The organism is Sulfurospirillum sp., assembly GCF_036802865.1.
Taxonomy (GTDB): domain Bacteria; phylum Campylobacterota; class Campylobacteria; order Campylobacterales; family Sulfurospirillaceae; genus Sulfurospirillum.
The window spans coordinates 587282-612743 of record NZ_DAIRVK010000001.1; the positions used below are offsets into that span (position 1 = coordinate 587282).

General features: G+C 38.0%; 21 protein-coding genes. 13 read left to right on the forward strand and 8 right to left on the reverse strand.

The features are described 5' to 3' along the window. Window positions 1-126: 126 nt before the first annotated feature. Window positions 127-543: a chemotaxis protein CheX gene (locus tag V7Q04_RS03030; RefSeq protein WP_333803430.1), complete on the reverse strand. Its 417-nt coding sequence runs from the start codon at window positions 541-543 to the stop codon at window positions 127-129. A 230-nt stretch (window positions 544-773) separates the two neighbouring features. Between V7Q04_RS03030 and V7Q04_RS03035 the strand changes: the two genes are divergently transcribed. From V7Q04_RS03035 to V7Q04_RS03065, 7 genes are all read left to right on the forward strand, one after another. Continuing rightward, window positions 774-2111, forward strand: coding sequence for an amino acid permease (locus V7Q04_RS03035; RefSeq protein ID WP_333803431.1), 1338 nt, complete (start codon window positions 774-776; stop codon window positions 2109-2111). 230 nt (window positions 2112-2341) lie between these two features. Then, window positions 2342-3091, forward strand: a complete 750-nt coding sequence (locus tag V7Q04_RS03040; RefSeq protein WP_333803432.1) for a sulfite exporter TauE/SafE family protein — start codon at window positions 2342-2344, stop codon at window positions 3089-3091. Continuing rightward, window positions 3088-5904, forward strand: coding sequence for an excinuclease ABC subunit UvrA (uvrA, locus tag V7Q04_RS03045; protein WP_333803433.1), 2817 nt, complete (start codon window positions 3088-3090; stop codon window positions 5902-5904). Before V7Q04_RS03040 ends, uvrA begins: the two co-directional genes overlap by 4 nt. A gap of 168 nt (window positions 5905-6072) precedes the next feature. Then, window positions 6073-7359 carry a cation:dicarboxylate symporter family transporter gene (locus V7Q04_RS03050; RefSeq protein ID WP_333803696.1) on the forward strand — a complete coding sequence of 429 codons (1287 nt, stop codon included), beginning with the start codon at window positions 6073-6075 and terminating at the stop codon, window positions 7357-7359. A 197-nt stretch (window positions 7360-7556) separates the two neighbouring features. Further along, window positions 7557-8912, forward strand: a complete 1356-nt coding sequence (locus tag V7Q04_RS03055) for a cation:dicarboxylate symporter family transporter (RefSeq protein ID WP_443070029.1) — start codon at window positions 7557-7559, stop codon at window positions 8910-8912. Between the two features lie 194 nt (window positions 8913-9106). Then, on the forward strand, window positions 9107-11764 hold the full coding sequence (polA, locus tag V7Q04_RS03060) for a DNA polymerase I (protein WP_333803435.1): 2658 nt from the start codon (window positions 9107-9109) through the stop codon (window positions 11762-11764). Then, on the forward strand, window positions 11761-12300 hold the full coding sequence (locus V7Q04_RS03065; RefSeq protein WP_333803436.1) for a manganese efflux pump MntP: 540 nt from the start codon (window positions 11761-11763) through the stop codon (window positions 12298-12300). Before polA ends, V7Q04_RS03065 begins: the two co-directional genes overlap by 4 nt. Window positions 12301-12347: 47 nt before the next feature. Here the strand turns inward: V7Q04_RS03065 and V7Q04_RS03070 are convergent, their stop codons facing one another. Further along, complete coding sequence (locus V7Q04_RS03070; protein ID WP_333803437.1) at window positions 12348-12971, reverse strand: OmpW family outer membrane protein; 624 nt, start codon at window positions 12969-12971, stop codon at window positions 12348-12350. Between the two features lie 255 nt (window positions 12972-13226). Between V7Q04_RS03070 and V7Q04_RS03075 the strand changes: the two genes are divergently transcribed. Then, window positions 13227-13484: a helix-turn-helix domain-containing protein gene (locus tag V7Q04_RS03075; protein WP_333803438.1), complete on the forward strand. Its 258-nt coding sequence runs from the start codon at window positions 13227-13229 to the stop codon at window positions 13482-13484. On the opposite strand, the gene V7Q04_RS03080 is transcribed toward V7Q04_RS03075, so the two are convergent. Both V7Q04_RS03080 and dnaJ read right to left on the reverse strand, forming a co-directional pair. Continuing rightward, entirely contained in the window at window positions 13463-14077 is a 615-nt protein-coding gene (locus V7Q04_RS03080) for a M48 family metallopeptidase (protein ID WP_333803439.1), read from the reverse strand. The two genes, V7Q04_RS03075 and V7Q04_RS03080, sit on opposite strands and share 22 nt — an antisense overlap. Window positions 14078-14080: 3 nt before the next feature. Next, window positions 14081-15214, reverse strand: a complete 1134-nt coding sequence (dnaJ, locus tag V7Q04_RS03085) for a molecular chaperone DnaJ (RefSeq protein ID WP_333803440.1) — start codon at window positions 15212-15214, stop codon at window positions 14081-14083. A gap of 150 nt (window positions 15215-15364) precedes the next feature. On the opposite strand from dnaJ, the gene V7Q04_RS03090 reads away from it, so the two are divergent. From V7Q04_RS03090 to recR, 4 genes are all read left to right on the forward strand, one after another. Then, on the forward strand, window positions 15365-15871 hold the full coding sequence (locus V7Q04_RS03090) for a Spy/CpxP family protein refolding chaperone (protein ID WP_333803441.1): 507 nt from the start codon (window positions 15365-15367) through the stop codon (window positions 15869-15871). A 109-nt stretch (window positions 15872-15980) separates the two neighbouring features. Further along, window positions 15981-16652 (forward strand): response regulator transcription factor, encoded by a 672-nt coding sequence (locus tag V7Q04_RS03095; protein ID WP_333803442.1) that lies wholly within the window; start codon window positions 15981-15983, stop codon window positions 16650-16652. Then, the gene (locus V7Q04_RS03100; RefSeq protein ID WP_333803443.1) at window positions 16649-17896 is read left to right on the forward strand and encodes an ArsS family sensor histidine kinase; all 1248 of its coding nucleotides are present in this window, start codon (window positions 16649-16651) and stop codon (window positions 17894-17896) included. The genes V7Q04_RS03095 and V7Q04_RS03100 overlap by 4 nt, the downstream gene beginning before the upstream one ends. Then, a complete protein-coding gene (recR, locus tag V7Q04_RS03105) occupies window positions 17893-18462 on the forward strand; it encodes a recombination mediator RecR (protein WP_333803444.1) in 570 nt (189 codons plus the stop codon). The genes V7Q04_RS03100 and recR overlap by 4 nt, the downstream gene beginning before the upstream one ends. Here recR and V7Q04_RS03110 read toward each other — a convergent pair. After that, window positions 18459-20315 carry a sensor domain-containing protein gene (locus V7Q04_RS03110; protein ID WP_333803445.1) on the reverse strand — a complete coding sequence of 619 codons (1857 nt, stop codon included), beginning with the start codon at window positions 20313-20315 and terminating at the stop codon, window positions 18459-18461. The genes recR and V7Q04_RS03110 overlap by 4 nt on opposite strands. A gap of 405 nt (window positions 20316-20720) precedes the next feature. Continuing rightward, on the reverse strand, window positions 20721-22535 hold the full coding sequence (locus tag V7Q04_RS03115) for a methyl-accepting chemotaxis protein (RefSeq protein WP_333803446.1): 1815 nt from the start codon (window positions 22533-22535) through the stop codon (window positions 20721-20723). Window positions 22536-22688: 153 nt separating this feature from the next. On the opposite strand from V7Q04_RS03115, the gene V7Q04_RS03120 reads away from it, so the two are divergent. Then, window positions 22689-22970 carry a TFIIB-type zinc ribbon-containing protein gene (locus V7Q04_RS03120; protein ID WP_333803447.1) on the forward strand — a complete coding sequence of 94 codons (282 nt, stop codon included), beginning with the start codon at window positions 22689-22691 and terminating at the stop codon, window positions 22968-22970. 39 nt (window positions 22971-23009) lie between these two features. Here the strand turns inward: V7Q04_RS03120 and V7Q04_RS03125 are convergent, their stop codons facing one another. After that, complete coding sequence (locus tag V7Q04_RS03125) at window positions 23010-24650, reverse strand: fatty acid--CoA ligase (protein ID WP_333803448.1); 1641 nt, start codon at window positions 24648-24650, stop codon at window positions 23010-23012. 20 nt (window positions 24651-24670) lie between these two features. Continuing rightward, entirely contained in the window at window positions 24671-25462 is a 792-nt protein-coding gene (locus tag V7Q04_RS03130) for a shikimate dehydrogenase (RefSeq protein ID WP_333803449.1), read from the reverse strand.

The window sequence follows — 25462 nt, forward strand, 5'->3', positions numbered from 1 at the left end:
CCACAGACAATGGTTAAAAGAAGTTGATTATACAAAACTAGACAAAGAGGTGACTTAAGAAAAAGAGTTGGGTATAAAATGCAGAGAATTCGTTTAAGGGTTGTTTCTTTTGTTTACATTGAAGTGTTAACGTGCGATGACAAAGCTACTGTTTTTGATGAGGTAATGGTGTGTATCTTTAAGCTCTATAGGAAAAGGAGCACAGACATTGCCCATAAATTCGGGAACATTGAGATGGTAGGTATTGTTGGGGTATTTTTCTTCTAAAAGCACTTTGGCAGAGCCTATGATTTGATTGGCGATCTCTTTTAAAAGGTCATCGAGGTCATCTTCACAGAGATTTTCTTCAAAGAGTAGGTTGTATGCAATATCTCCTAATACCTCTTTTTCAAAGAAGAGATACCATGTATGTTCCACATCGTTTTCAAGAATGGAGATGGCGGAGCCGTAAAAATAGTTGCCAGAAGTGTTTGCTTTTTGCGGTAGTTCACATAAGATAGTTTCACAAAAATTGTGTGTGGCTTCAATGACGGCTTCTTTCATTCACTCTCCCCTTGATATGCACTGTTGGCACATTATAGATTAAATTATTTAAATTGTATATTAAAGGAAATACTAAGAAGATAAAGCCTTTTTGAGAAGGGAAATTTCTTTACATCTCCTATGAGACTTTTATGTAACCCGCAAAAGGCAGTCTATTTTTTCATCACCTCATTGTGATATTTTTTTTGAAAAACGGTACAATGACGCGTTAATTTTTTTGAAGGAATTTTATGCACACAAAAGGGCTTTCAAGAGGTTTGAAAAATAGACACGTTCAGCTTATTGCGCTGGGTGGGGCTATTGGTACAGGCCTTTTTTTAGGGGTTTCTACAACCGTACAACTTACAGGTCCAGCGGTACTTTTAGGGTATGCACTGGGTGGATTTATTGCATTTATGATTATGCGACAATTGGGCGAAATGGTCGTCGAAGAGCCAGTCGCAGGTTCATTTAGCCATTTTGCAAACAAATACTGGCATCCATTTGCAGGTTTCGCTTCAGGCTGGAACTACTGGATTCTTTACGTTTTAGTGGGTATGGCAGAACTTACCGCCATTGGTACATTTGTGCATTTTTGGCTTCCAAATGTTCCAACATGGGCTTCTGCTGCGTTTTTCTTTGTTTTAGTCAACCTTGTAAATCTTGTGAATGTTCGCATTTACGGTGAGTTTGAGTTTTGGTTTTCCATTATCAAAGTAGCAGCTATTATCGCTATGATCGCTTTTGGTAGCTATTTGCTTGTGAGTGGAAATGGTGGTGAGAGTGCACACTTTAGCAACCTTTGGGCTTTAGAGGGTGGATTATTTCCGCATGGCATTAAAGGCTTTTTGATGGCTATGGTTTTCATCATGTTCTCCTTTGGTGGGCTTGAGCTTATCGGTATTGCTGCAGCTGAGACGGATGATCCAAGTCATACCATCCCAAGAGCGACCAATCAAGTCATTTACCGTATCTTGATTTTTTACATTGGCGCACTGGCTGTTCTTCTTTCACTCATGCCGTGGATGAATATGACCAAAGAAGTAACGCCTTTTGTAATGGTGTTTAGCACTATCAATCAAAATTTCATCGCACATGTACTGAATGCCATCGTTTTAACAGCGGCACTTTCTGTGTACAACAGTGGTGTGTACTCAAACTCTCGTATGCTTTTCGGTTTAGCGGCACAAGGCAATGCACCTAAAATGCTTATGAGCCTTAATAGCAAAGGTGTTCCTGTCAATGCGGTACTTTTCTCTGCCCTCATTACAGGGCTTTGTGTGGTGCTTAACTACTTTATGCCAGAAGATGCGTTTAAATTTTTGATGGCGCTTGTTGTTTCTGCCCTTGTAGTCAACTGGTTTATGATCAGTTTTGCGCATCTTAAATTTCGTTATGCGAAGATCAAAGAGGGTGTTGAACCTAAATTTAAAGCCTTTTGGTTCCCTTTTGGCAATATTCTTTGCTTACTTTTCTTTGTGGCGATTTTAGTCATTATGCTTTTCATTGATGGTATTAACATTTCTGTTTATCTCATTCCTGCATGGATAGCACTTCTTGCCATTGGGTATAAACTCTCTCGTAAATAATTCATTTTGTCTTCACATGTAAAACATTTACATGTGAAGATCTCCTCTATTTCAAAATGCACAAACTTTCCGCCTCGTAAGAGGCAAGCTTTAGTGCCACAGTGGCTAACGTAGGCTCTTGAGCTTTGCTTAAGAGTCGTGATTAAAAGAGTTTATTAGGAACTCTTTTAAATGGTTTATTAAGAGCGCTTCAAGTACAATCTAACATCTTATAATTAAAGTTGGCATATATGTTAGTGGGGCTCGCATTCTTTGGGATTTTAGTTGGATTTTCATCGGGGTTTTTTGGCATTGGTGGCGGAACAATTTTAGTGCCTGCACTCATCTATCTTGGCTATGACATTAAAATGGCAATTGGCATCTCTGTCATGCAGATGATATTTAGCTCTATGTTTGGTTCATACGTCAATTATAAAGGTGGCGTACTTCAACTAAATAGTGGAATTTTCTTAGGCATTGGCGCACTTTTTGGTGCGGCTGTGAGTGGCTTTATTGTTAAAGCTTTACCCCAAATTGCTCTTTTAATTCTTTTTGCTGTTATTTTGTTGATGTCAATTTATAAATTTTTTACAGCACCTATTGAGCCAAAAAGTACGCCAAATGAGTCGAAAGTTTTGCTTTTTGTCGTGGGCGTTGTTATCGGTGCTATTGCGATTAGTACAGGAACGGGTGGGGCTATTTTTTTAACGCCTGTACTTGTGGGCTTTATGAATTGGGATATTAAAAAGGCGGTTGGAACGACACTCTTTTTTATTATTTTTGGTTCTATCTCTGGGTTTATTAGCCTTTCAGCAAATGGTTTAGTCGACTATTCTGCAGGTGTTGCTGTGGGCATTGGCTCACTTATCGGTGTCTATTTTGGGGTTAAATTATCCCAACATGTTGAAAAAAAGGTGCAAAAACGTGCCCTTTTGATCTTGTATGTCATTATGTTTGTGTTAACAGTCAATAAAATTTTGAGCGAGATAAATGTCCTATGATAAAAATTTACGGTGCTAAAGAGAATAATCTTAAAAATATCGATTTAGAAATTCCCAAAAACAAGCTGGTTGTTTTTACTGGGCTGAGTGGCAGTGGTAAGAGTACGTTGGCGTTTGATACGCTTTATGCTGAAGGTCAACGCCGTTACATCGAATCCCTTTCGTCTTATGCGAGGCAGTTTTTAGATCGTGTGGGAAAGCCTGACGTTGAAAAGATCGAAGGGTTAACGCCTGCCATCGCGATAGACCAAAAGACAACGAGCAAAAACCCACGTTCAACGGTGGGAACGATTACCGAAATTTATGATTATTTGCGTTTGCTTTATGCAAGGGTTGGAAAACAGCACTGCCATCTTTGCGGCAAAGAAATTTCTCAAATGTCGGTGGCTGACATCATCGAGCAGGTTTTAAAACTTCCACCAGAGACCAAGCTTTCTATCTTAGCGCCCCTTGTGCGTGAGAAAAAGGGAAGCTTTGCAGATATGATCGAGTCACTTCGCCATAAAGGGTATGTGCGAGCACTTATCAATGGTGTTATGGTGCGTTTGGATGAAGAGATAGAGCTTGCTAAAACTAAAAAACATACGATTAAAGTCATCATTGACCGTGTGGTCGTGCGTGATGAAAACAGGGATCGTATTGCAACCGACATTGAAAAAGCGCTGTTGGAGAGTTATGGTGAAGTCGAACTTGACATTTCCAATGCCGATGAAGTAGGGCTTCCAACGTCACACATTCACTACAGTGAGCATTTAGCCTGTTTTGATTGTAAGATTAGTTTTGAACCGTTGGAGCCTCTTTCTTTTTCATTTAACTCACCCAAAGGAGCATGTCCAACATGCGATGGCTTGGGCATTCGCTACACGCTTGATCTTAAAAAAATCATCAATGAACATGTGAGTATTGATGAGGGTGCAATCAAAATATTTTACGGGTTTAACAAGAGTTTCTATGCGAAGTTCTTAGCGGCGTATTGCGAAGCAGCAGGTATTAATACACGTATTCCCTATGAAGAATTGGAAGAGTACCAACAACGCTCTATTTTGCACGGTGGCGTAGAAGAGGCGACCTTCTTTTGGAAAAAGCACAAACTGACGCGTAAATGGGATGGCGTCATTAAAATCGCATACGATATGCTCAAAGATGAAAAAGAGCTAGGCGATTATATGAGTGAGAAAACCTGCGATACGTGTGCTGGGTATCGTCTCAAAAAAGAGAGTTTGAGCGTACGTTTGGCTAAGAAAAATATTGCTGATATACTTGAATTCCCGATAGATCAATGTTTGGCATTTTTTCAAGATGAGAAAAACTTTGCTTCGATGAAAGCACAACACAAGATGATCGCAGAACCTATTTTAAAAGAGATTAAAGAGCGACTCTTTTTCTTATTTGATGTAGGGCTTGGGTACATTAGTCTTGGGCGTGATGCGAGGACTATTAGCGGTGGTGAAGCACAGCGTATTCGTATTGCATCGCAAATCGGTAGCGGTTTGACAGGTGTTATGTATGTTTTAGATGAGCCTAGCATTGGACTACATGAACGTGATACACTGAAGCTCATCCGCACCCTTCGCAGTTTACAAAAAAAAGGTAACTCTGTCATTGTCGTGGAGCACGATAAAGAGACCATTAAAACGGCGGATTTTATCGTGGACATTGGACCTGGTGCTGGTAAATTTGGTGGCGAAGTGGTCTTTAAAGGTACCAATGAAGAACTTTTAAAAAGCAATACATTAACAGCGCAATACCTCAATGGTACTAAGATTATTAACTACCGTGAAAACCGCAAACAAGAGCGTTGGATAGAGCTTAACAATGTCACCATCAACAACATCCAAAACCTCGATGTGAAAATTCCTCTGGGCAATCTCGTGGCGATTACAGGCGTGAGTGGTAGTGGTAAGAGTTCACTCATCCTTCAAACCCTGCTTCCTGTTGCCAAAGAGTATCTCAACCGTGCCAAAAAGGTTAACAAAGTGGCTGGTGTAGAGTGCATCGGTTTAGACCAACTTGATAAAGTTATTTACCTTGATCAAAGTCCGATTGGTAGAACACCACGCTCTAATCCTGCCACGTATACAGGCGTTATGGATGAAATCAGAGCGCTGTTCGCTAAAACCAAAGAGGCGCAAATAAGGGGTTACAGCGTTGGGCGTTTCTCGTTTAACGTCAAAGGTGGACGTTGTGAGAAGTGTCAAGGCGATGGAGAGATTAAGATAGAGATGCACTTTTTACCCGACATCATGGTCAAGTGCGATAGTTGTAGAGGGCATCGTTACAATGCACAAACCTTGGAGATCAAATACAAAGGTAAGTCCATCTCTGATGTACTCAGTATGAGTGTGGATGAGTCATATGAATTTTTCAAAGCCATTCCTAAAATTCACCAAAAAGTGCAAACCTTGGTTGATGTTGGTTTAGGCTACATCACGTTAGGTCAAAATGCCGTGACGCTAAGTGGTGGTGAAGCGCAACGTATCAAACTTGCTAAAGAGCTTAGCAAAAAAGACACAGGCAATACACTCTATGTTTTAGACGAGCCAACGACGGGTTTACACTTCGCTGATGTGGACAGACTGGTAAAAGTGTTACATCATCTCACAGATATGGGTAACAGTGTCTTGGTCATTGAACACAACATGGATGTCATTAAAAATGCAGATTATATGATTGATATGGGACCTGAAGGCGGAAGTTATGGAGGGCGTATAATAGCGATGGGAACGCCATTTGATGTGGCTAGAGATGCTGAAAAATCTGAAAGTTATACGGGGAAATTTTTGGCTTTAGAATTGGAATCAGAAAAAAAGTAACATAGTTTGTTCCTTTTTGTAACGTTTTTTATATGAATAAATGTCACTAACCTGTTTACATGTAAACCTACATAAGTTAGACATAATTTTTAACTATAATCGACTCATCTAAAATATAAAGGATCTTTCTTGGAACACACAGAGACTGTTGTAAAAAAGAAAAACTGGATGAGCTATACGATTAAAAGTTTAGCTTTTTGGGTTATTGTTGGAATTATTGCAGGTATTGCTCTTGGTATGATCAATCCAAAATTGGCAATCGAAGCAAAGCCAGGGATCGACTGGTTTATTCAAATTCTTAAGTGGTTGGTTGGACCAATTATCTTTTTAACGATTATCTCAGGTATTGTTGGACTTGAGAGTTTGAAAGAAGTAGGTTCTATCGGGCTTAAAGCGTTTATCTATTTTGAGATTGTGAGTACCTTTGCCTTAGCAATTGGTGTACTTTTCGGTAATATACTAGGTGCTGGAAAGGGTATGAACCTCTCTGTTGAGTCATTGGACGCAAAAAGTGTGGCTAAATACACCACCAATACAGGTGATGTAGGTTCTATTTGGTCTATTCTTAAAAATGCAATCCCAAGTGATCCAATTTCACCATTTTTAAATGGTCAAACACTGCAAGTTCTTGTAATGGCTCTTGTACTTGCTGTTTTAATTTCTGCATTTGGTGGAAAACATAAAGCGGCAATTCTTAAACCTCTTGAAACTGCTCAAAACTTTTTCTTCAAAATTTTAACGATTTTAATGTGGTTAAGTCCTATTGCTTCTTTTAGTGCAATGGCATTTTTGATCGGTAAATTCGGTGTTGCTTCATTAATTAACATGGCAAGTTTGTTGGGTGTTATGTTTGTTTCTGTTATTGTATTTGTCTTTGGTGTACTTGGTATCATTATGGCAATCTTTAAGATCAACATCTTTAAATTTATGCGATTTATCTATAAAGAGGTATTGATCGTATTTGCAACTTCTTCAAGTGAATCAGCATTAGCGCCATTGATGCGTCGTCTTGAAGCAGCAGGTGTAAGCAGAGGTACAACAGGTCTTGTTATTCCTACAGGATATTCATTTAACCTTGATTGTACAAACATCTATCTTTCACTTTCAATCATCTTCCTTTCTCAAGCGTTCAATATTCCATTGACGATTGGCGAAGAGTTGAGCATCATTCTTATTTTGATGATTACGTCAAAAGGTGCTGTTGGTGTTACAGGATCAGGCTTTATCGTTCTAGCAGGTACACTCTCTGCTATGGGTGGTGCAATTCCTGTGGTAACGGTTGCTGTTCTTCTTGGTGTTGATAAGTTTATGAGTGAGATGAGAGCGGTTGGTAACTTGTGTGGCAATGCCGTTGCTGCTGTTGTTGTCGGTGCTTGGGATAAACAAATTGATATGGAGAAATTCAAATATTCACTTGATCACCCAGAGAGTGTTGCTGACGCAATTCCAGGTTAATCAAACCTTAAATAAGGCAATGAGGTGTTACAAATACCTCATTGCCATCTTCTTTTTTAACACTTCTTTCCCTCTTTTGTTTAAAAAATCTCATTAAAATCTCTTTTGCTATGGCATAATAAATGAATATATCATAAAAAACTTTGCAAATACATCTAAGTTTATGTAGCAGTAAGTACGCGTTTATAGCGCTTGGAATGGGTTTAAAGTATAAAGGGTCTTCGTTGAGTAGTGTAAGCAAAAAAAAGGGACATAAAAAAGACTGGAAACATTACACCCTTAAAAGTCTAGCGTTTTGGGTTGTAGTGGCAATTATCGCAGGCGTTTCATTCGGTATCCTTGATCCTCAAATGGCAGTTAAAGCAAAACCCGGTATTGATTGGTTTATTCAAGTGCTGAAATGGCTGGTGGGGCCGATTATCTTTTTAACCATTATTACGGGTATCGTTGGACTTGAAAGTCTCAAAGAGGTTGGCTCAATTGGTATTAAAGCGTTCATTTACTTTGAAATAGTCAGTACATTTGCTTTAGCCATTGGTGTTTTATTTGGCAACATTCTTCGTCCAGGGGCGGGAATGAATCTTTCGGTTGACTCCTTGGATGCTTCGAGCGTTGAAAGTTTTACACAAGTGAAGCAAGAAGTGGGGTCGGCATGGACTATTCTTAAAAATGCCATCCCAACAGATCCTATTACACCGTTTCTTCAAGGTGACACCCTTAAAGTGTTGGTCATGGCACTTGTCCTTGCAATCTTGATCTCGGCATTTGGTGGGAAGCATAAATCTGCTATCTTAAAGCCATTAGAAAAAGCTCAAAACTTTTTCTTTAAAATTTTAACATTGATTATGTGGTCAAGCCCTATTGCAAGCTTTAGTGCGATGGCATTTTTAATTGGTAAATTTGGTATCGCTTCACTCATTGGTATGGCAAATTTATTGGGTGTTATGCTTGTTTCGGTTCTTGTCTTTACCTTTGGTGTGTTAGGCATTATTTTATGGTTCTATAAAATCAATGTTTTCAAATTTATGCGTTTTATTTCTAAAGAGGTATTGATCGTTTTTGCAACTTCTTCAAGTGAAGCAGCGCTCGCGCCATTAATGAGAAGATTAGAATCTGCAGGTGTTAGCCGAGGCACAACAGGTCTTGTTATTCCTACTGGCTACTCGTTTAACCTTGGCTGTACCAATATCTATTTGGCACTTTCGATTATTTTCCTTTCTCAAGCGTTTAATGTACCGTTAAGCCTGAGTGAACAGATGAGCATTATTCTTATCTTAATGGTGACCTCAAAAGGTGCTGTTGGTGTAACGGGTTCAGGGATTATCATTCTTGCGGGGACATTGTCTGCTATGGGTGGAGCCATTCCTGTGGCAACAGTTGCAGTTCTTTTGGGTGTCGATAAATTTATGAGTGAAATGAGAGCGGTTGGTAATTTGTGTGGAAATGCTGTTGCAACTGTTTTTGTTGGTGTTTGGGACAAACAAATTGATATGAAAAAATTCAAACGTGCATTGGATCATCCAGAGAGCGTTGAAGATACCATCCCAAGTTAATAAACTTAAGGCTAATGAGAGACCTCTCTCATTAGCTTTTTAACTAATCCGCGTTATAATCTTTAGCATGTTATAAAGAGAAATAAGATGCTAAAAAAGTTAGCCAAGCACTTCTTTCACTTCCTAAAAGCTTTTATCAAAGTTATTTTAAAACTCAAAAAACAGTACAAATCCTTACACGTAAAGGCGATTTTGTGAAAACACTTACCATCATTGATACCTTTGGTTTCTTTTTTAGAAACTATTATGCCCTTCCACAACTGCGTAATTCACAAGGGTTTCCTACAGGGCTTTTAACAGGTTTTGCAAATTTTATTTATGCGATAAAAAATGAACACGATACGGACTATTTGCTCTTTGCACTCGACAGTAAAGGGAAGAATTTTCGTCACACTATAGACCCTAACTACAAAGCAAATCGCCCTGAAGCCCCTGAAGATTTAAAAGCACAATTGCCTGTTGCGATCTCGTGGATCGAGAAGATGGGATTTAAATGTTACAAGGAAGAAGGATACGAAGCTGATGATGTCATAGCGTCTGCCGTTCGTTTTGCGAAGAGCCATGATATTAAAGTGCGCATTGTCACACATGATAAAGACCTCTATCAGCTTATTGATGACGGTCGAGTTGTGATTTATGATCCGATGAAAAAGATGGAAATTGATGCCGAAAAGTGTTTTGAAAAATTTGGTGTTTACCCCAATAAAATCAATGAATACCTCTCTTTAGTAGGGGATGTTGCCGATAATATTCCAGGGGTTAAAGGTATTGGACCCAAGGGTGCAAAAAAACTACTGGATGATTTTGAGAGTGTTGAAGGCGTGTATGAGAACTTGGCGCGTGTTTCAAATCCTCGTGTACAAACCATGCTAGAAGAAGGACGCGATAATGCTTTTTTGAGTAAGCAGTTGGTACGCTTGGATGATTCCCTCAACATTGCCGATAAGTTCGATTCTTTTCACTTCCCGTGTGATAACCCACTTATTAATATTGCAGATGAGTTAGAAAAATATGAACTACGCCACATGCTCTCTCGTGTACGTAATGAAGCGTCACATGTAAAACCAAAAGAGGTTGTAAATACGGGCTTTAAAGCGATTTTACTGGATGATACTAAAATGCTTTTTAACATCATAGACGGGATTGATGAAGACGCCATTGTCGCGTTTGATACTGAGACCAATTCATTGGATGCTTATAATGCAAAAATCGTTGGATTTTCTTTTGCGATCAATGCCCAGGAAGCGTACTATGTGCCTATAGCGCATCACTACTTAGGTGTTGGCGATCAGATCAGTTTAGCGGATGCCAAAAGAGCATTAATCATGCTATTGAACCATAAAGTTGTAGGACAAAATCTAAAATACGATCTTGCTGTCATAGAAAACAATTTTGGTATTAAAGATGTGCACATTTATGCCGACACTATGCTACTTGCATGGCTTCTTAATCCAGAAAATAACGTTGGACTTGATACCTTAGCCCTTCGTTTCTTTAATCACGCTATGGTGAAGTTCAAAGATGTTGTGGCTAAAGGTGAAAACTTTAGCACCGTACCGTTAGAAAAAGCCTGCGAATATGCCAGTGAAGATGCGTGGATGACACTTCGCCTTTACCACAAACTCCATGAAATGCTTGAGCCACATTTGCTTGATCTTGCCAAAGAGGTGGAATTTCCTTTTATTCAAACACTTATGAAGATGGAAAGAGAAGGCATCAAGGTCGATGGTGCTTATTTTGAAACACTTTTAAAACGAACGGATAGTGCTATTGAAGCTTTAAAAGCAGAGATTTTTGCTCTGTGCGAAGCTACTTTTAACCTGAACTCAACACAACAGTTAGGCGCAGTTCTTTTTGAACAGTTGGGACTTCCTACGGTCAAAAAAACCAAAACAGGTTACAGTACCGATGAAAATGTACTTAACGAGCTTTTAGATAAACATCCAAGTATTGCAAAAATATTGGAGTATAGAGAGCTTTACAAGCTTCGCTCAACCTACATTGAGCCATTGTTGAAACTTTCAAAAGAGTCTTCTTTGGGGCGTGTTCATACCTCGTTTATGCAAACAGGAACATCCACAGGAAGACTAAGCTCTAAAGATCCAAATCTTCAAAATATTCCTGTTAAAACAGAATTGGGGCGTGAGGTTCGTGGTGGTTTTGTGGCAAAAGAGGGCTATAAACTCATCGGCATTGACTACTCGCAAATCGAACTTCGGTTGTTGGCACATTTTAGTGGCGATGAAGCAATGGTAGAAGCGTTTAGAACAGGTAAAGATATTCATAAAGAAACAGCATTAAAACTCTTTGGTGAAGCAGAAGCCAGCGCCAAACGTAGTGTGGCAAAAAGCATTAATTTTGGTTTATTGTATGGTATGGGACCAAAACGTCTTTCTGAAACGATTGGCATTTCTACTAAAGAGGCGAAAAGTTATATTGAAAGTTATTTTGCAACATTTCCGACTATTAAAAATTTTCTTACGGGTATTGCTGAGAATGCGAAAAAAGAGGGTTTTGTTCAGACACTGCTTGGTCGAAAACGCTTTTTTGACTTTGAACATGCCAATGGTATGCAATACGCAGGCTACCTTCGTGAAGCGGTCAATACGGTTTTTCAAGGCAGTGCCGCTGATCTTATCAAACTCTCGATGAATAAAATTATGGCGACACTGGTGGATGATGAAGCAAAACTCTTACTTCAAATCCATGATGAGCTTATTTTCGAAGTGAAAGAGGAGAGGGCAGAAGCCTTTGCCACACAAGCGCAAAAAGTGATGGAAGAGATTTACACACTTGAAGTGCCTTTGAAAGTTTCCATTGCTATAGGCAATAATTGGGGAGAATTAAAATGATAGAAGTGTTGTTGTTGGCATTTGCACTTAGTATGGATGCTTTTGCTGTTTCTATTGGCCTTGGGGCTAAACAAAATGGTGAATACAGATCGCTAGCATGGAAGGCAGGAGCTTTCTTTGGTATTTTTCAAGCTATCATGCCTCTTATTGGTTATTTAGGTGGAAAAGGTGTTTTGGGTTTTGTAAGCAGTTATGCTTCGTATATTGCTTTTGGGCTTTTACTTCTTATAGGTGCAAAGATGATCTACGAAGGCGTCAATGAAGGCGTGGAAGAGGAAATTGCTAAGATTACCAATAAAATTATGCTCACATTAGCCATAGCAACAAGTATAGATGCGATGGCTGCTGGTTTTAGCTTAATGCTTTTAGAACTCAACCCCATACTCGCCTGTGGGATTATTGGGCTTACTACTTTCGTTATCAGTTTTATCGGTGTTTATGTAGGAAAACTAAGTGGTACATGGCTTGAAAGTAAAGCGGAGATTTTCGGCGGTGTAGTTTTAGTCGCAATAGGGTTTAGAATATTGTTTTTTTAAGAGAGTGTTTGTCCTTAGCCGTTGGCTAAAGACACACTTTTGTAGTTTTAGAATTTGTAGTTTAGCCCAACATAGTATTGAATGACCTTCTCAGTTTCAATCTTAATGTCCGCTTGATTTGTACCATCATCTATTGAGAATGTATCCTTTGCATCGCTAATCATATAACGGACACCTATTTCTAACTCTGTATTTTTGGTAACGGAGTATAGAAAACCAGCTTCTGGACCATAGTTAAAACCTTTTGGTTTATCAAGTCCAAGGTCTTTTGCAGTTTCATTATCATATTTACCTTTGCTATAAGAAGCATTGAGACCAATAAAAGGTGTAACAGCAGATTTATTTTTAAATAAGTAGTCATATCCTAAACCAAATGTATAAGATGATAAATCATCTTTTTTATTTTGATAAGATAAGTTTCCATAAATTCTACCGAAGTCAAAATATTTACCTACTTTGATACCTTCATAGGTGCTGTTAATAGTCTCTTTAGATTCCCCAGACGTATTAATTCCTAAGCTTGGGATATTTGCTGAACCAGAGGTTTTAGTATGCATACTCATACCACCAAATTCGCCACCTACAAACCATTCATTACCCGTTTCAGCTGCAACTAATGCAGATGAAGTGCCAATCATTAATAATGATGCTACGATCAAACTTTTTTTCATAAGAAAAACTCCTTTTTGTTTCAAACATCTAATTAAAGCATATCGATTAATTAATTTCAAATAGTTATTACTATGTGTAACGTAAGCTAGTATTCTATTTGCTATGTTGAAATGAAAATAAATATATAAAGAAAAATATTTTTTCATTCTGTGACGCGTTCTGTGACGCGAAAGGAATAAAATGTATGTAAAGTAATTCAAGCGATGCGTTAAAAATAAGCTTGAGTTGCTGAAAATATAAAGATGGTTTTGAAAATGACTAAAATTTTAGACACTTATTGTATTGAAAAATTCCATTGTAAAATTGGGAAAAATGTTAAAAGACTTCGTGAGCGTAAAGGTTATTCGCAGTTGGCTCTTTCTCAAGCGTTAGGGTATAAATCGGTTGGGCTTATCTCTCAAGCTGAGGTTTATCATAAGGGGCAACATTTTAATCTAGAGCACCTTTTGAAGATAGCGCATGTTTTAGAGTGTCCCATTGAAGATTTTTTTCAGGAAAGCGTTGGTGAATAGTTTTTAAGAATTTTCTCACACTGTTTATACTCAGGCATAAACTCATATACGCATTGCCAGAAGGCTTTTTGGTGGTGTTTGTGTTCGATGTGAGAGAGTTCATGGATGACGATGTAGGTAATGCACTCCAGAGGCAGTTGCGCAAGGCTGAGGTTGAAGCTTAGCTCATTGGTATGTGAGCAACTTCCCCACCGTTTTTTGGCTTTACGAAAGCTTATTTTAGAAGGCTTAACACCCATTAAAAAGCTCCACTCTTCAACAAGCCTCGTCACTAAAGGAACCGTTTTCTCTTTGTAAAAAGTTTCAGGTGTTTGTTTGGTATGCATTAAAATAGGCTCGCCCAAATAGAGCACTTTCCCTTCTGTTTCAAAGAGTTCTAGTACTGTCGTACGTGATTGTGCGGCTTTGACTTTTGAAAATATCCATTCGGCTTTTTGTACAACAAGAGAGTGAATATACTCTTTTGTATAAGAGGGCGTTTTAACAATGACCCCTTTGATAGGGTCAATTTTGATGTAGAGATGTTTAAGACGACGGTTCGTGATAATAGAGTAGCAAAGCGTTTCGCCTTGATACTCTATAAAAGCTTGCATTGCTTAGTTAAACCAACTTTTGATTTTATCAAATACGCCTTCAAACTTCTCATCTTTGTGCTTAGTCTCGATACCAAATTCTGCTTGGAGTTTTTCGAGTAACTCTTTTTGCTCTTTGGTAATTTTTTTAGGGTAACGAATTGAAATTTGTGCGATCATGCCACCCAGTTGATGGGTATGAACATTTTTAACACCCTCTTTTTTGAAAATAAACTGTTGTTTATCTTTTGCACCAAGAGGAAGCTCAAGCTCTGCTTCACCGCGAATCGTTGGAATTTTAATCGTTTGGCCCAGTGCTACTTGTGTGAAAAACACAGGCACTTCAATGTAAATGTCATCGTTATGGCGAACAAAATGCTCATCTTCTTTCACATGCACAAGGATGTAAAGATCGCCTTTTGCTCCACGCTCATCAATGTTACCACGACCTGCTACCCGAATGCGGTTGTTATTGTCAATACCTTCTGGGATATCAATAGTGACCTTGTCATCAACTTGACTAAAGCCTTTAGCATTACAGCTTGGGCATGGATTTGTTACAACACTACCTTTACCATTACACTCAGGACATGTTTGCGAGAATGTCATAAAGCCTTGGCGGTAGAATACCTGACCTTTGCCTTTACACTCTTTGCAGGTCGCTTTTGATTTGTCTTTGCTTCCAGTACCTTCACAGGTCTCGCAGGGCTTTTTATACGAAAAGCTAACCTCTTTTTTGGTGCCAAAAATGGCTTCATTAAACGCTAAAGTTACTTCAGCTTCAAGGTCTAGGTTATATTTTCTATTTTGTTTTGATCCGCCTCCGCCAAAACCACCACTGCTAAAGCCTCCACCAAAGACTGACTCAAAGATAGAGCCTAGGTCGCCCATAATGTCTTCATAACGCATATCGGAGAAGTGGCTAAAACCTTGTGAGTCGAGTCCTTGCTTACCATAACGGTCATAGGTTGAGCGTTTTTGCTCATCACTTAAAACTTGATAAGCTTCATTGATCGCTTTGAATTTTTCTTCAGCCTCTTTGTCCCCTTGGTTACGATCGGGGTGGTACTGTAGTGCTAATTTTCGGTACGCTTTTTTAATCTCTGCTGCATCTGCTGTTTTGGTAATTTCCAATATTTCATAATATTCTAAATCCACTATTTTCTCTTTATAGGTAAGTTTTTGAAGATCAAGATTTTATCAAAAAGTAGTTTAAATTTTGGTTGTTAAGGTACGTTAACAAACGGTTAAAGGCTGGTTAATAGCAGGGGTGTACTATTTCATCATAAAACTTTTAAGGAGTACACAATGAAAAAGACAATCTTAACACTAGCAACTTTAGTTGCGCTAGGCACTACCAGCGCTTTCGCCTTTGGTGGAGGTAACTGTCAAGGGATGCAATCTGAGATGGGAATGATGCAAGGCGGTGGCATGATGCAAGGTCAACAAGGTATGATGATGCATGGTAACAGAGGTGGCATGGGTATGTTTCAACAACTCAATCTCACGGATGATCAACGCCATAAATTAGAAGTTTTGCACAGTGAAATGAAACTGGAAATGACCAAACTTCGTGATCCTAAAATGGCAACCAAAATGCAAGATATGATGAGCGGTGACAGTTTCAATAAAAAAGAGTTCATCAAAATGCATAATGAGATGCATGAAAAAATGGTTGCTTTACAAGCAGACCATATGGAAAAAGTGTTTAATATTTTAACCAAAGAGCAACGTGCAGAGCTGAAAACTTTAATGGCGCAAAAACCACAAAAACCTGCTTCTGCAGCACCTGCAACGGCGCCTGCTAGTAAATAAAAGTTCAAATCTTCATCCCCTAAGACCTCTTCGGAGGTCTTCTCTTTTTAAAACACCCTCAAATTCTGTATAATTAACCTTATAAAAAATAACCCATAAGGTACCAAAAGTGATTAACGTCTTAATGATCGAAGATGATGCTGAGTTTGCCGAAATTTTAAGTGAATATCTTGCAAAATACAATATTAAAATTACCAATTTTGAAGACCCTTATTTAGGGCTTAGTGCAGGTGTTAAAAAGTACGATCTTTTAATCTTAGACCTTACTTTGCCTGGTATGGATGGTCTTGAAGTGTGTAAAGAAGTGGTAGCAAAGTATGATATTCCTATCATCATTTCTTCTGCAAGAAGCGACATTAGCGACAAAGTCATTGGCCTTCAAATCGGTGCAGATGACTATCTTCCAAAACCTTATGATCCTAAAGAGATGTATGCCCGTATTCAAAGCTTGATTCGTCGCTATAAAAAAAGTTCATCTCCTGAAGAGCAGCAAAGTCAAAGTGTCTTTTTAGTAGATGAAAAACGCCATGAAATTTCTTTTAAAAATGAAGTTTTAAATTTGACACCAGCAGAGTATGAGATACTCTCTTACATGATCAAACAAAATGGGTTTTCGATCTCTCGTGAACAACTGGTTTACAATTGCAAATCCCTCAAAGATAAAGGCTCAAAAAGTTTAGATGTCATTATTGGACGGTTGCGAGCAAAGATTAATGATGACTCAAAAAGCCCTGAATACATCCACTCGGTTCGAGGGATTGGGTATAAGCTGGTTGGATGATTAAAAATTCAATTTTAAACAAGATCAGCGCGATCTTTTTTCTCTCACTTTTTTTGTTAGCAATGTTTTTTGCTCTTTTGTTGGAACATCAGAGTGATAAAAACTTAGAAAATATGAAACAACGCCAAATTCAATCGGTCAATTATCTTTTGGTCATGTATCGAAACAACGTGCAACCAGGCGACATTGAAGAGTACTTCAATAATTTTGGACTCAAAAAAGTTTCGAGTAAACATTTACGCGATTCGGTACTGGCAAGTGGTGTCGTGATTTTTCAAAAGCTCTCTCCCATTAGTCGTTTTTCATCCATCGTTTATAATGATCGCTATTACCTTTTTATCGATAATTTTGAGTCAAGTGTTTTGTTGGAAAGCCAAGAATACAAAAATTTTAATGAGAGTTTATGGGTTGTATTTGTCATTGCATTGTGTATTTTACTCTATATGTATGTTTCTATTTTTAAAAGCATTGCACCACTTAAGACACTAAGCTCTCAAATACGAAAATTTGCTTGTGGGGATTTAAGCATTGAATGTAAAAGTGAATCAAATGATGAAATTGGTGAAGTTGCCAATGAGTTTGATCGTGCTGTTAAAAAAATAAGTGATTTGGTCAATGCAAGACAGCTCTTTTTGCGTACCATTATGCATGAGCTTAAAACGCCCATTGGGAAAGGGCGCATTGTAGCAGAGATGCTTGAAGATGCCACAGCGAAAAAACGTCTTGTGGGTGTTTTTGGAAGACTCGATATGCTCATTTCAGAGTTCTCAAAAATTGAGCAAATCACATCTAAACGTTATGAGCTTACACTTCATGAGTATTCGCTCATGCATGTTATCGATCAAGCGGTTGATCTTTTGATGTTAGATGAGAAAAAATGCGAAGAGCAAGTCCATGTTGAGGGTGATTTTGATTTTAAAGTGAATGTTGATTTTGATCTGATGGCATTAGCACTCAAGAATTTGATGGACAATGCAATGAAACACAGTCTCAATCACAATGTGTTTATCAAAAGTAAAGATCAAACGGTGATTATTGCTAATGAGGGTGAACCTCTTAAAATGTCGGTTGATGAATATTTTCAACCGTTTGTATCTGGCTCAAAAGCGTGTGGTAGCGGGCTTGGACTTGGGCTTTACATTGTTAAAAACATTATTGCACAACATGGGTTAGAAGTGGTTTATAGCTATGAAGAGGGGTACCATCAATTTAGTATCGATTTTTCCAAAGGATGCGCTGTATGATGCGAGGATTAGAGAAGTTCAATAAACTTGTCGAGGCATTTGAAAAACTCCCCACCGTTGGGCGAAAATCCGCTGTAAGGTTTGCATATCATTTGGTATTAAGCGACACATTTTCTGCTATGAAACTTGCCAATGCTATTGAAAGTGCCATTAAAAGCATTCGTAAATGTGAGAGGTGTGGCGCACTTAGTGAGCATGAAATTTGCGACATTTGTCTGGATGAAAGACGTGATGTCCAAAAGCTCTGCATCGTTGAAAGTGCTAAAGATATTTTTGTATTGGAAGAACATAAGCTTTTTGATGGGCGTTATTTTGTTCTTGGTGACTTAGAAGAAGAGACTTTGGAAAGGCTTGAGAGCATTGTTAAAGAGGGTGTTAAAGAGATGATTTTTGCGTTGACTCCTTCAATGGCAAGCGATGGGCTTATCTTATTTATCGAAGATAAGCTCAAAAACCATACCCTTCATTTCACTAAAATTGCCCAAGGTGTTCCTACTGGCGTACATCTTGAAAATGTCGATATGCTCTCTTTATCCAAAGCACTTGAGTCTCGTACTAAAACTTAAGAACGCATCGATTCTTCAAAAAAGACGTAACGATTTTTGCCAAGTTGCTTTGCATGGTACATTGCTTTATCGGCATTTTCGATAAGATTTTCTGTATCTTCGATCTCCTGATGATAAAAACTCACCCCGATGCTAGCGCTTACATTTAAGGTAATATTATCAATGGCTATGGGTGTATTCAGTATGTCAATAAAGCGTTGTAAAATAGGCTCGCACATCTCCATAGATTTTAGATCACTTAAAAGCACGAGAAATTCATCGCCACCTAACCGTGCGACTGTTTCATTTTGGCGGATAATTGACGTGATGTATTGTGATACAATAATGAGAAGTTTATCGCCCATAGCATGACCATATGTATCGTTAATTGCTTTGAAACCGTCCAAATCGATATAGACAACAGCTAGATAGGTCTGATAACGCTTAGACTCAGCAATAGCTTGCAATAGTCGATCTTTAAGTAAAAAGCGGTTAGGTAAAGCGGTGAGTGCATCATGTTGGGCAAGATGTTCGAGTTCTTTTTCATGTTCTTTAATACCGCTAATATCTGTAAAAAGTGCTACAAAATGCTGAATTTCCCCTTGAGTATCTTTTATAGCACTGATAGTGATCATCTCCGCATAGATGCTACCGTTTTTATTGCGATTCCAAATCTCACCTTTCCAATTTCCTTTGGTCAAAATACTCTCCCACATCATTTTGTAAAAAGAAAGATGTTGACGTCCCGATTTAAGAATGCGAGGATTTTGACCAATAATTTCTTGCATACCATAACCACATGAATGACAGAATGCATCATTCACTTCAATAATGGTACCATTGGGATCGGTAATAATAATGCCTTCTTTGGAATGGGTAAAGACATTGGCTGCAAGTTGTAATTTGGCATCATTTTGACTTTTTTCAATTGCAAGAGCTATAAATTCGACATCATCTTCAATAAGCTTGCGCTCTTTGTTACTGAGCGTTTGGCGATCCATAGTGCAAAGTAATAAAACTCCTAGAGAAGTACGAGATGAGGTATATATAGGTACAATCCAATAATAGTAAGAGGGATTAAGTTGAAATTCTTGCGCTTTTTGACTCCACTCTAGCCCTATTTCAAGCAAGTTAAATGACTGAATTGTAGTGGGCAAAGATTGAAGGAGCGAGAATAGTGTCGCATCCAATTTTGTGCGCTTGAGTAAAGCAAAACTTTCTTGATCTAATCCTTGAGAGGTTGCGCCAAGGTAGAAGTTTTGCTTGCTCTCTTCCATTAAAATAATGCTACCTGAAATGCGTTTAAGATCAATGGTTTGCAACTCTTCAATCATGACATGTAAAATGGAGGGGAGAGGTTCTTTGTGTGCAAGCATCTGTAAAAGATGTTTATGATGTGCTTCGCAATGTTGTGCATATTTTTCATCATGAATATTAGCAATAACGGCAACAGCACCAATTTTTTCACCTTGAGTGTTGTAGAAAATACGTCCTGTAAATCGTCCCCAAAAATAGCTTTTATCGCTACGCACGTAAATACGTTCTAGTTCTATTGAAGGAATTTGATTAGAGAGTAAAGCGATAAGCCTATGCTCACTCTCTGTCTTTTCGCTTGAATGCACAAGATCAAGGTAGTTTATATGTTCTATAAGTTCATCAATCGGGTATAAAAACATCTCAGCCATGCACTTATTCGCATGCGTAATTTTTCCGTCCATATTGATGAGAAAAATAGCTACGCTTGACGTATCCAGTATATGTTTAAAGAGATGATCTTGCTCAAGAAATTTTTTCTTAATTTGACTTAAGGAAGTATATTGTGAACGTTTAAAAAATGAAAATAGTGTGTTAAAAACATGAGAAAAAAAAGACATTATCTCTCTTTATATGGAATTGTTATTTGGATAAAATTTGCTAGTGTAGCATAAAAATAAGGTTTTTTTGGTATTGGTTATTAAAAAAAATAATAATAATATAAATTAATATTAAATTTATTTTTATTATTTTTCTCCTATACAAATAATTGATTTAAAGGCTCATATAATAGGGATTATGAGTATAAAATAGAAATATAATTGCTAATAAACCTATTAAAAAAAATATACGAGTGACATTTTAAATTCCTTATAATATACAGTAGATATTCTTGCTTTAAAGAAATTTTTATTTTAATGCTTAAACATAAAATTAGAGTATCAATACGCTTTTTATTTATGATTTCTTAAAAAGAAGCATGTTTTACAAAGTTGTTTATCGAGGTATAAAGTATAATTTTCGGTTTATCCCTTTTTGGCTTCTTTTACCATTCGATCTAAAATGGTAAAAAGCTCTTTGCTCTTGGCTTCCACTATTCTAAAATTTTCCAAGATAGTTTCAGATTCTTCAACACAATTCCCTTTTGCAATGCAGCTTAAAGAGGCTTCAACTTTATCGTGAACAGTGTGATGAGGTGCATCAAGAAGAGTGTAACTTGCAACATTACCAAATGATTTTTTACCATCACCCGTTTCGTACCATTTCCCCAATCGGCATTGGTGATGATTTACAAACGTTGTTTTTTCTTCATTATGAAAGAGTGAACTGTAAGCATTCAGTTTGAAAATAATATGGTCAATCTTAGCCAGCTCGATGAATATATCATAGGAAATAAAAAGATTTTCATGGCGAATAGCATTGGCATTGGTTGTAAGTTCTTGCAAATCTTCCTTGAAACGTTCAACTTGATTAACAGACTCTTTAACATAGGTTTCAGTACTTTCACTGCTCTCTACCATTGTTTCAGCATTTTGTTTCAGTATGTTGATGGTTGCTTCAACCTCAGTGGTTGCTTTTTGGGTGCGTTCGGCTAGCTTTCGTACTTCATCTGCAACAACAGCAAAGCCACGTCCATGTTCTCCGGCACGAGCGGCTTCGATGGCAGCATTAAGGGCAAGAAGGTTGGTTTGGTCTGAAATATCTTTAATAAGTGCAATGACCTGTTCAATTTCATGGGTATTTTGATTAACACCTTCAGCATTGGTACGCGTATCATCAATTTTTTCTACGATCTGAGTCATAGAAGTTATGATTTCATGGGTACCCTGATGAACTCTTCCTACCACAATGGAAGTTTGATCGTTGAGATTTAAAATATTTTGTAAGGTATTAATGGTTGTTTGCATAGACGATTGTATGTCAAGACTTCCATGAATGGCACCTGCACTCATCAAATCGGTGAGTGATATCATTAACTCTGAGCGTTTCATATGTTGATGAATTTGTTCATGTGCTTCTTTAATTTTGGTCTCTTCTTCTTGCGCTAAAGAGACACTTTTTTCAAATTTATCAAAGAGCAGATTGAAGTGTTGAGATGTTTGTGCTATCTCATCATTACTTTCAATTGGTAAGCGTCTGGAAAGATCGCCTTTTTCCGAAGCAAGCGCTGCTGCAATACTTTTAAGTCGATTAATATTTTTAAGAATAATCGTATTGGTCAAACCTAGAGTCGCAAGAAGTATAAGGATACCCAACAAAGCAGATAAACTCATAATAATAAAACCTCTTGTCAATGCCCCATTAGCGCTCTCTTCATCATTTTGAGCTTGCTCATTTGCCATTACAACAAGTTGGTCAATGTATTGTCGGTGTTGATCATATAAGTTTTTAAGTTCACCCAAAAGAAGAGTTTGTGCGGTTTCTTTATCATTTTTTTCAAGTGCTGGAATAAATTTAGTTTCACTCATTTCAAAGTAATTCAGTGCGGAATTTTTGATCTCATTGGTAACCAATTTTTTCATTATAGATTCAGCATCACTGCTATTCCAATACGCTTGACGCTCCATAAAATCTTTTTTCAAAGTGTTCAATTTTGCTTTGAGTTCACTCATATTGCTGGGATTGCTGTTAAGCATTTCGTAGTTGACAAGCCGTGCTTCTATTATATATTCAGGTGGAGGCAGAATGTCAGCTAAAAGGTCTTTGGAAAGGATTATTTTCGTATAGAGGGATCCTTTGATTTGTACGGTTTGAATCGTCATAAATGAGATGCCAATAACCAGCAAAACTACCAATGTGCTTATGATAGCTGCCATGATTAAGCGAAGTCGAATACTCATAGAAGGCCTCCTTATGGACAAAAAAACATATATAAAACCTTGAAAATATGCATAAAGTATTCCGAAGAGAATAAGAGTTAATTTTGAAGTTTAAAATTTATTCATACTTCCTTGTTATAATTAAAATTAATACGTAAAAAAGGAGTTAATGCAATGAAATGCCCAGTATGTGGAACGGTTGACCTTTTAATGAGTGAGAGATCAGGTGTTGAAATAGACTATTGTCCTCAGTGTCGCGGTGTATGGTTGGATCGTGGTGAATTGGATAAAATCATTGAACGTTCTCTCCCTTCGGTTGCGGCTACTCCTGTAAATCAAAACTATGAACGAGCTGAAAAATCACATCATAAAGAGTATTCTCACAATAAGTCATATGAGCAACAAGGTCATTATAAGAAGAAAGAGAGTTTTTTGGGACAACTTTTTGATTTTTAAATGAGAAAAGGAAGTTTACTTGTAAACTTCCTTTGTACTTTAGTGCGCGTATTGTTTTCGAAGTTCTTTTTTGTCGATTTTCCCAACACTTGTTTTATCAATTTTTTCAACAAATTTTATTTTTAAAAGCATACTTTCCCTTGCCATAATTCCCTTTTTAATGAACTCTTTTGCATGAATAAGCAACTCTTTTTCATTTACGCTTTTATTGGCATCAACAACCACAAGTGCAAGAGGTCGCTCTCCCCATCGGTCATCTTCGACACCAATAACGGCAACTTCTCTGATATGAGGATGTTGATTGATAATGTCTTCAAGCTCTAAAGAAGAGACCCATTCGCCACCTACTTTGATAATATCTTTAACTCTATCGGTAATTTTTATATAGCCTTTGGCATCAACATTTGCCATATCTCCCGTATGTAAGTAGCCTCCATGCCAGAGAATTTCAGAGTTTTTTTGATCTTTAAAATAGCCTTGAGTTAGCCAAGGAGAGCGTACGACGATTTCGCCTGTGCTAATGCCATCCCTGGGGAGGGATTTCATCGTCTCATCAACAACGTGCATCTCTACAAGTCCCATAGGACGACCTGTTTTGATGCGAATATCACTTTGTTGCTCATCATCCAGTTCTAACATCTCAGGTGTGAGTTGAGCAAGGCTGAGAATAGGGCAGGTCTCACTCATGCCGTATCCTGTAAACATATCAATGCCCTTTTTTAGGGCTTCTTTACACATTGCCTTCGGAAGAGCTGCCCCACCTATAATGACTTTCCATCCTTTAAGATTCACGTCATTTATTTTGGGAGAATTAAAAAGCATATGCATGATGGTTGGAACACAGTGCGAGAAAGTGACCTTTTCTTTGTCGATAAGTTCTAACAATACGTCTGGCATATAACGCCCTGGATAAACCTGCTTGACACCTAGCATCGTTGCCACATAAGGCAATCCCCACGCATGTACATGGAACATTGGCGTGATCGGCATATAAACATCGTCTTGGTGAAAGCTTCCTTGTTTTGGGGCACTTCCCAGTGTTGAAAGAACACCCAGTGTATGAAGAACGAGTTGACGATGGGTGAAGTAAACGCCTTTGGGAAGTCCTGTCGTTCCTGTGGTATAAAAAGTCGTTGCACGTGTGTTTTCACTAAAATCAGGAAAGTCAAAAAAGTCACTCTCTTTTGCAAGAAGCTCTTCGTATTCACCTTTTACATGTAAAGAGGTTGGAGGAATTTTTTCATCATCCGATAAAACAATGAAGTTCTCCACATCGAGCCTTCCTTTAATCTGCTCAAGTACAGGTAAAAAATCGGTGTGGGTCAAAATAACATCATCCTCGGCATGGTCAATCGTGTAGAGGATTTGTTCTGGAGCAAGACGAATGTTGATGGTATGAAGCACCGCTCCAAGCATAGGGATAGCAAAATAACACTCCAAATAACGGTGCGAGTCATAATCCATCACAGCAACCGTATCGCCTGCTTTAACGCCCATTGATGTTAGCATATGAGCGAGCTTATGAACGCGTTTTTTAAAAGTCGCATAGGTAAAACGCTTTTCACCACGGTATACAATTTCTTGGTTTGGATCACAATAAATGGGAGCGTTGAGAATATGTTTAATCAGTAGTTGATAGTCGTGTGCATAAGGGTTTGTTAGTGTCTTTTCAAGTTGCACTATCTCTCCTTTAGGAAGATTTAGAGTTCAAAAGCAGGACGCATGTGTGCTTCAATAGTTTTAAAGTCGTAATGCTTGGAGAAAAAAAGATTGAAGGCAAGGACTCCTTGGTACAAAAGCATCTCTTTGCCATCTTTACAGGTAAGCTGACAGCTTCGTGCAAGTTCCAAAAAAGGGGTTGGTTTATTGTAAATGACATCAAAAGCATATTTTGCATTTTTAAAAATCGTTTTTAAAAGCTCTTTATCGCATGGGTACTCTTCATCTTTCAAGCCAGCAGAAGTGGTATTGATGATGAGGTCGTAAGGCATGGGTGAGAAGGTTTCCCATGTTTTACATGTAAAGCCTTTCGCCTCAAAAAATGCCAGTCTGGAAGCAGAACGGTTGAGAATAGTAGCTTCAATATCGCGTTCTTTTAAAATCACAGCAATCGCTTTAGCTGTTCCACCTGCTCCTAAAATGAGAGCATTTCGAATGTAGCCAAAACTTTTTATGGCTTCAAAAAAACCTTCTGCATCGGTGTTGTATCCGATGACACGCTCACCTTCTCGCACCAAGGTATTCACCGCACCAATCTCTTTAGCAATGCCACGTACTTCATTGCATTGCACAAAAGCTACTTCTTTATGCGGGACAGTCACATTGGCACCTGCCAGTCCCATAGCATGAAATGTTGAAAGAAGTTTTTCTGGCTCTGTGATGGCTTTGCGAATATAACAACCATCCAGCTTTAAAGCTTTGAACACGGTGTTATGTAAACGTGGAGAGATAGAGTGTGCAACAGGATCGCCAAAAATACTAAAGAGCAACAT

Coding starts and splice junctions, on each gene's coding strand:
- V7Q04_RS03030 (WP_333803430.1), bottom strand. CDS start 543: ATGAAAGAAGCCGTCATTGAAGCCACACACAATTTTTGTGAAACTATC.
- V7Q04_RS03035 (WP_333803431.1), top strand. CDS start 774: ATGCACACAAAAGGGCTTTCAAGAGGTTTGAAAAATAGACACGTTCAG.
- V7Q04_RS03040 (WP_333803432.1), top strand. CDS start 2,342: ATGTTAGTGGGGCTCGCATTCTTTGGGATTTTAGTTGGATTTTCATCG.
- uvrA (WP_333803433.1), top strand. CDS start 3,088: ATGATAAAAATTTACGGTGCTAAAGAGAATAATCTTAAAAATATCGAT.
- V7Q04_RS03050 (WP_333803696.1), top strand. CDS start 6,073: ATGAGCTATACGATTAAAAGTTTAGCTTTTTGGGTTATTGTTGGAATT.
- V7Q04_RS03055 (WP_443070029.1), top strand. CDS start 7,557: ATGGGTTTAAAGTATAAAGGGTCTTCGTTGAGTAGTGTAAGCAAAAAA.
- V7Q04_RS03065 (WP_333803436.1), top strand. CDS start 11,761: ATGATAGAAGTGTTGTTGTTGGCATTTGCACTTAGTATGGATGCTTTT.
- V7Q04_RS03070 (WP_333803437.1), bottom strand. CDS start 12,971: ATGAAAAAAAGTTTGATCGTAGCATCATTATTAATGATTGGCACTTCA.
- V7Q04_RS03075 (WP_333803438.1), top strand. CDS start 13,227: ATGACTAAAATTTTAGACACTTATTGTATTGAAAAATTCCATTGTAAA.
- V7Q04_RS03080 (WP_333803439.1), bottom strand. CDS start 14,077: ATGCAAGCTTTTATAGAGTATCAAGGCGAAACGCTTTGCTACTCTATT.
- V7Q04_RS03090 (WP_333803441.1), top strand. CDS start 15,365: ATGAAAAAGACAATCTTAACACTAGCAACTTTAGTTGCGCTAGGCACT.
- V7Q04_RS03100 (WP_333803443.1), top strand. CDS start 16,649: ATGATTAAAAATTCAATTTTAAACAAGATCAGCGCGATCTTTTTTCTC.
- recR (WP_333803444.1), top strand. CDS start 17,893: ATGATGCGAGGATTAGAGAAGTTCAATAAACTTGTCGAGGCATTTGAA.
- V7Q04_RS03110 (WP_333803445.1), bottom strand. CDS start 20,315: ATGTCTTTTTTTTCTCATGTTTTTAACACACTATTTTCATTTTTTAAA.
- V7Q04_RS03115 (WP_333803446.1), bottom strand. CDS start 22,535: ATGAGTATTCGACTTCGCTTAATCATGGCAGCTATCATAAGCACATTG.
- V7Q04_RS03120 (WP_333803447.1), top strand. CDS start 22,689: ATGAAATGCCCAGTATGTGGAACGGTTGACCTTTTAATGAGTGAGAGA.
- V7Q04_RS03130 (WP_333803449.1), bottom strand. CDS start 25,462: ATGTTGCTCTTTAGTATTTTTGGCGATCCTGTTGCACACTCTATCTCT.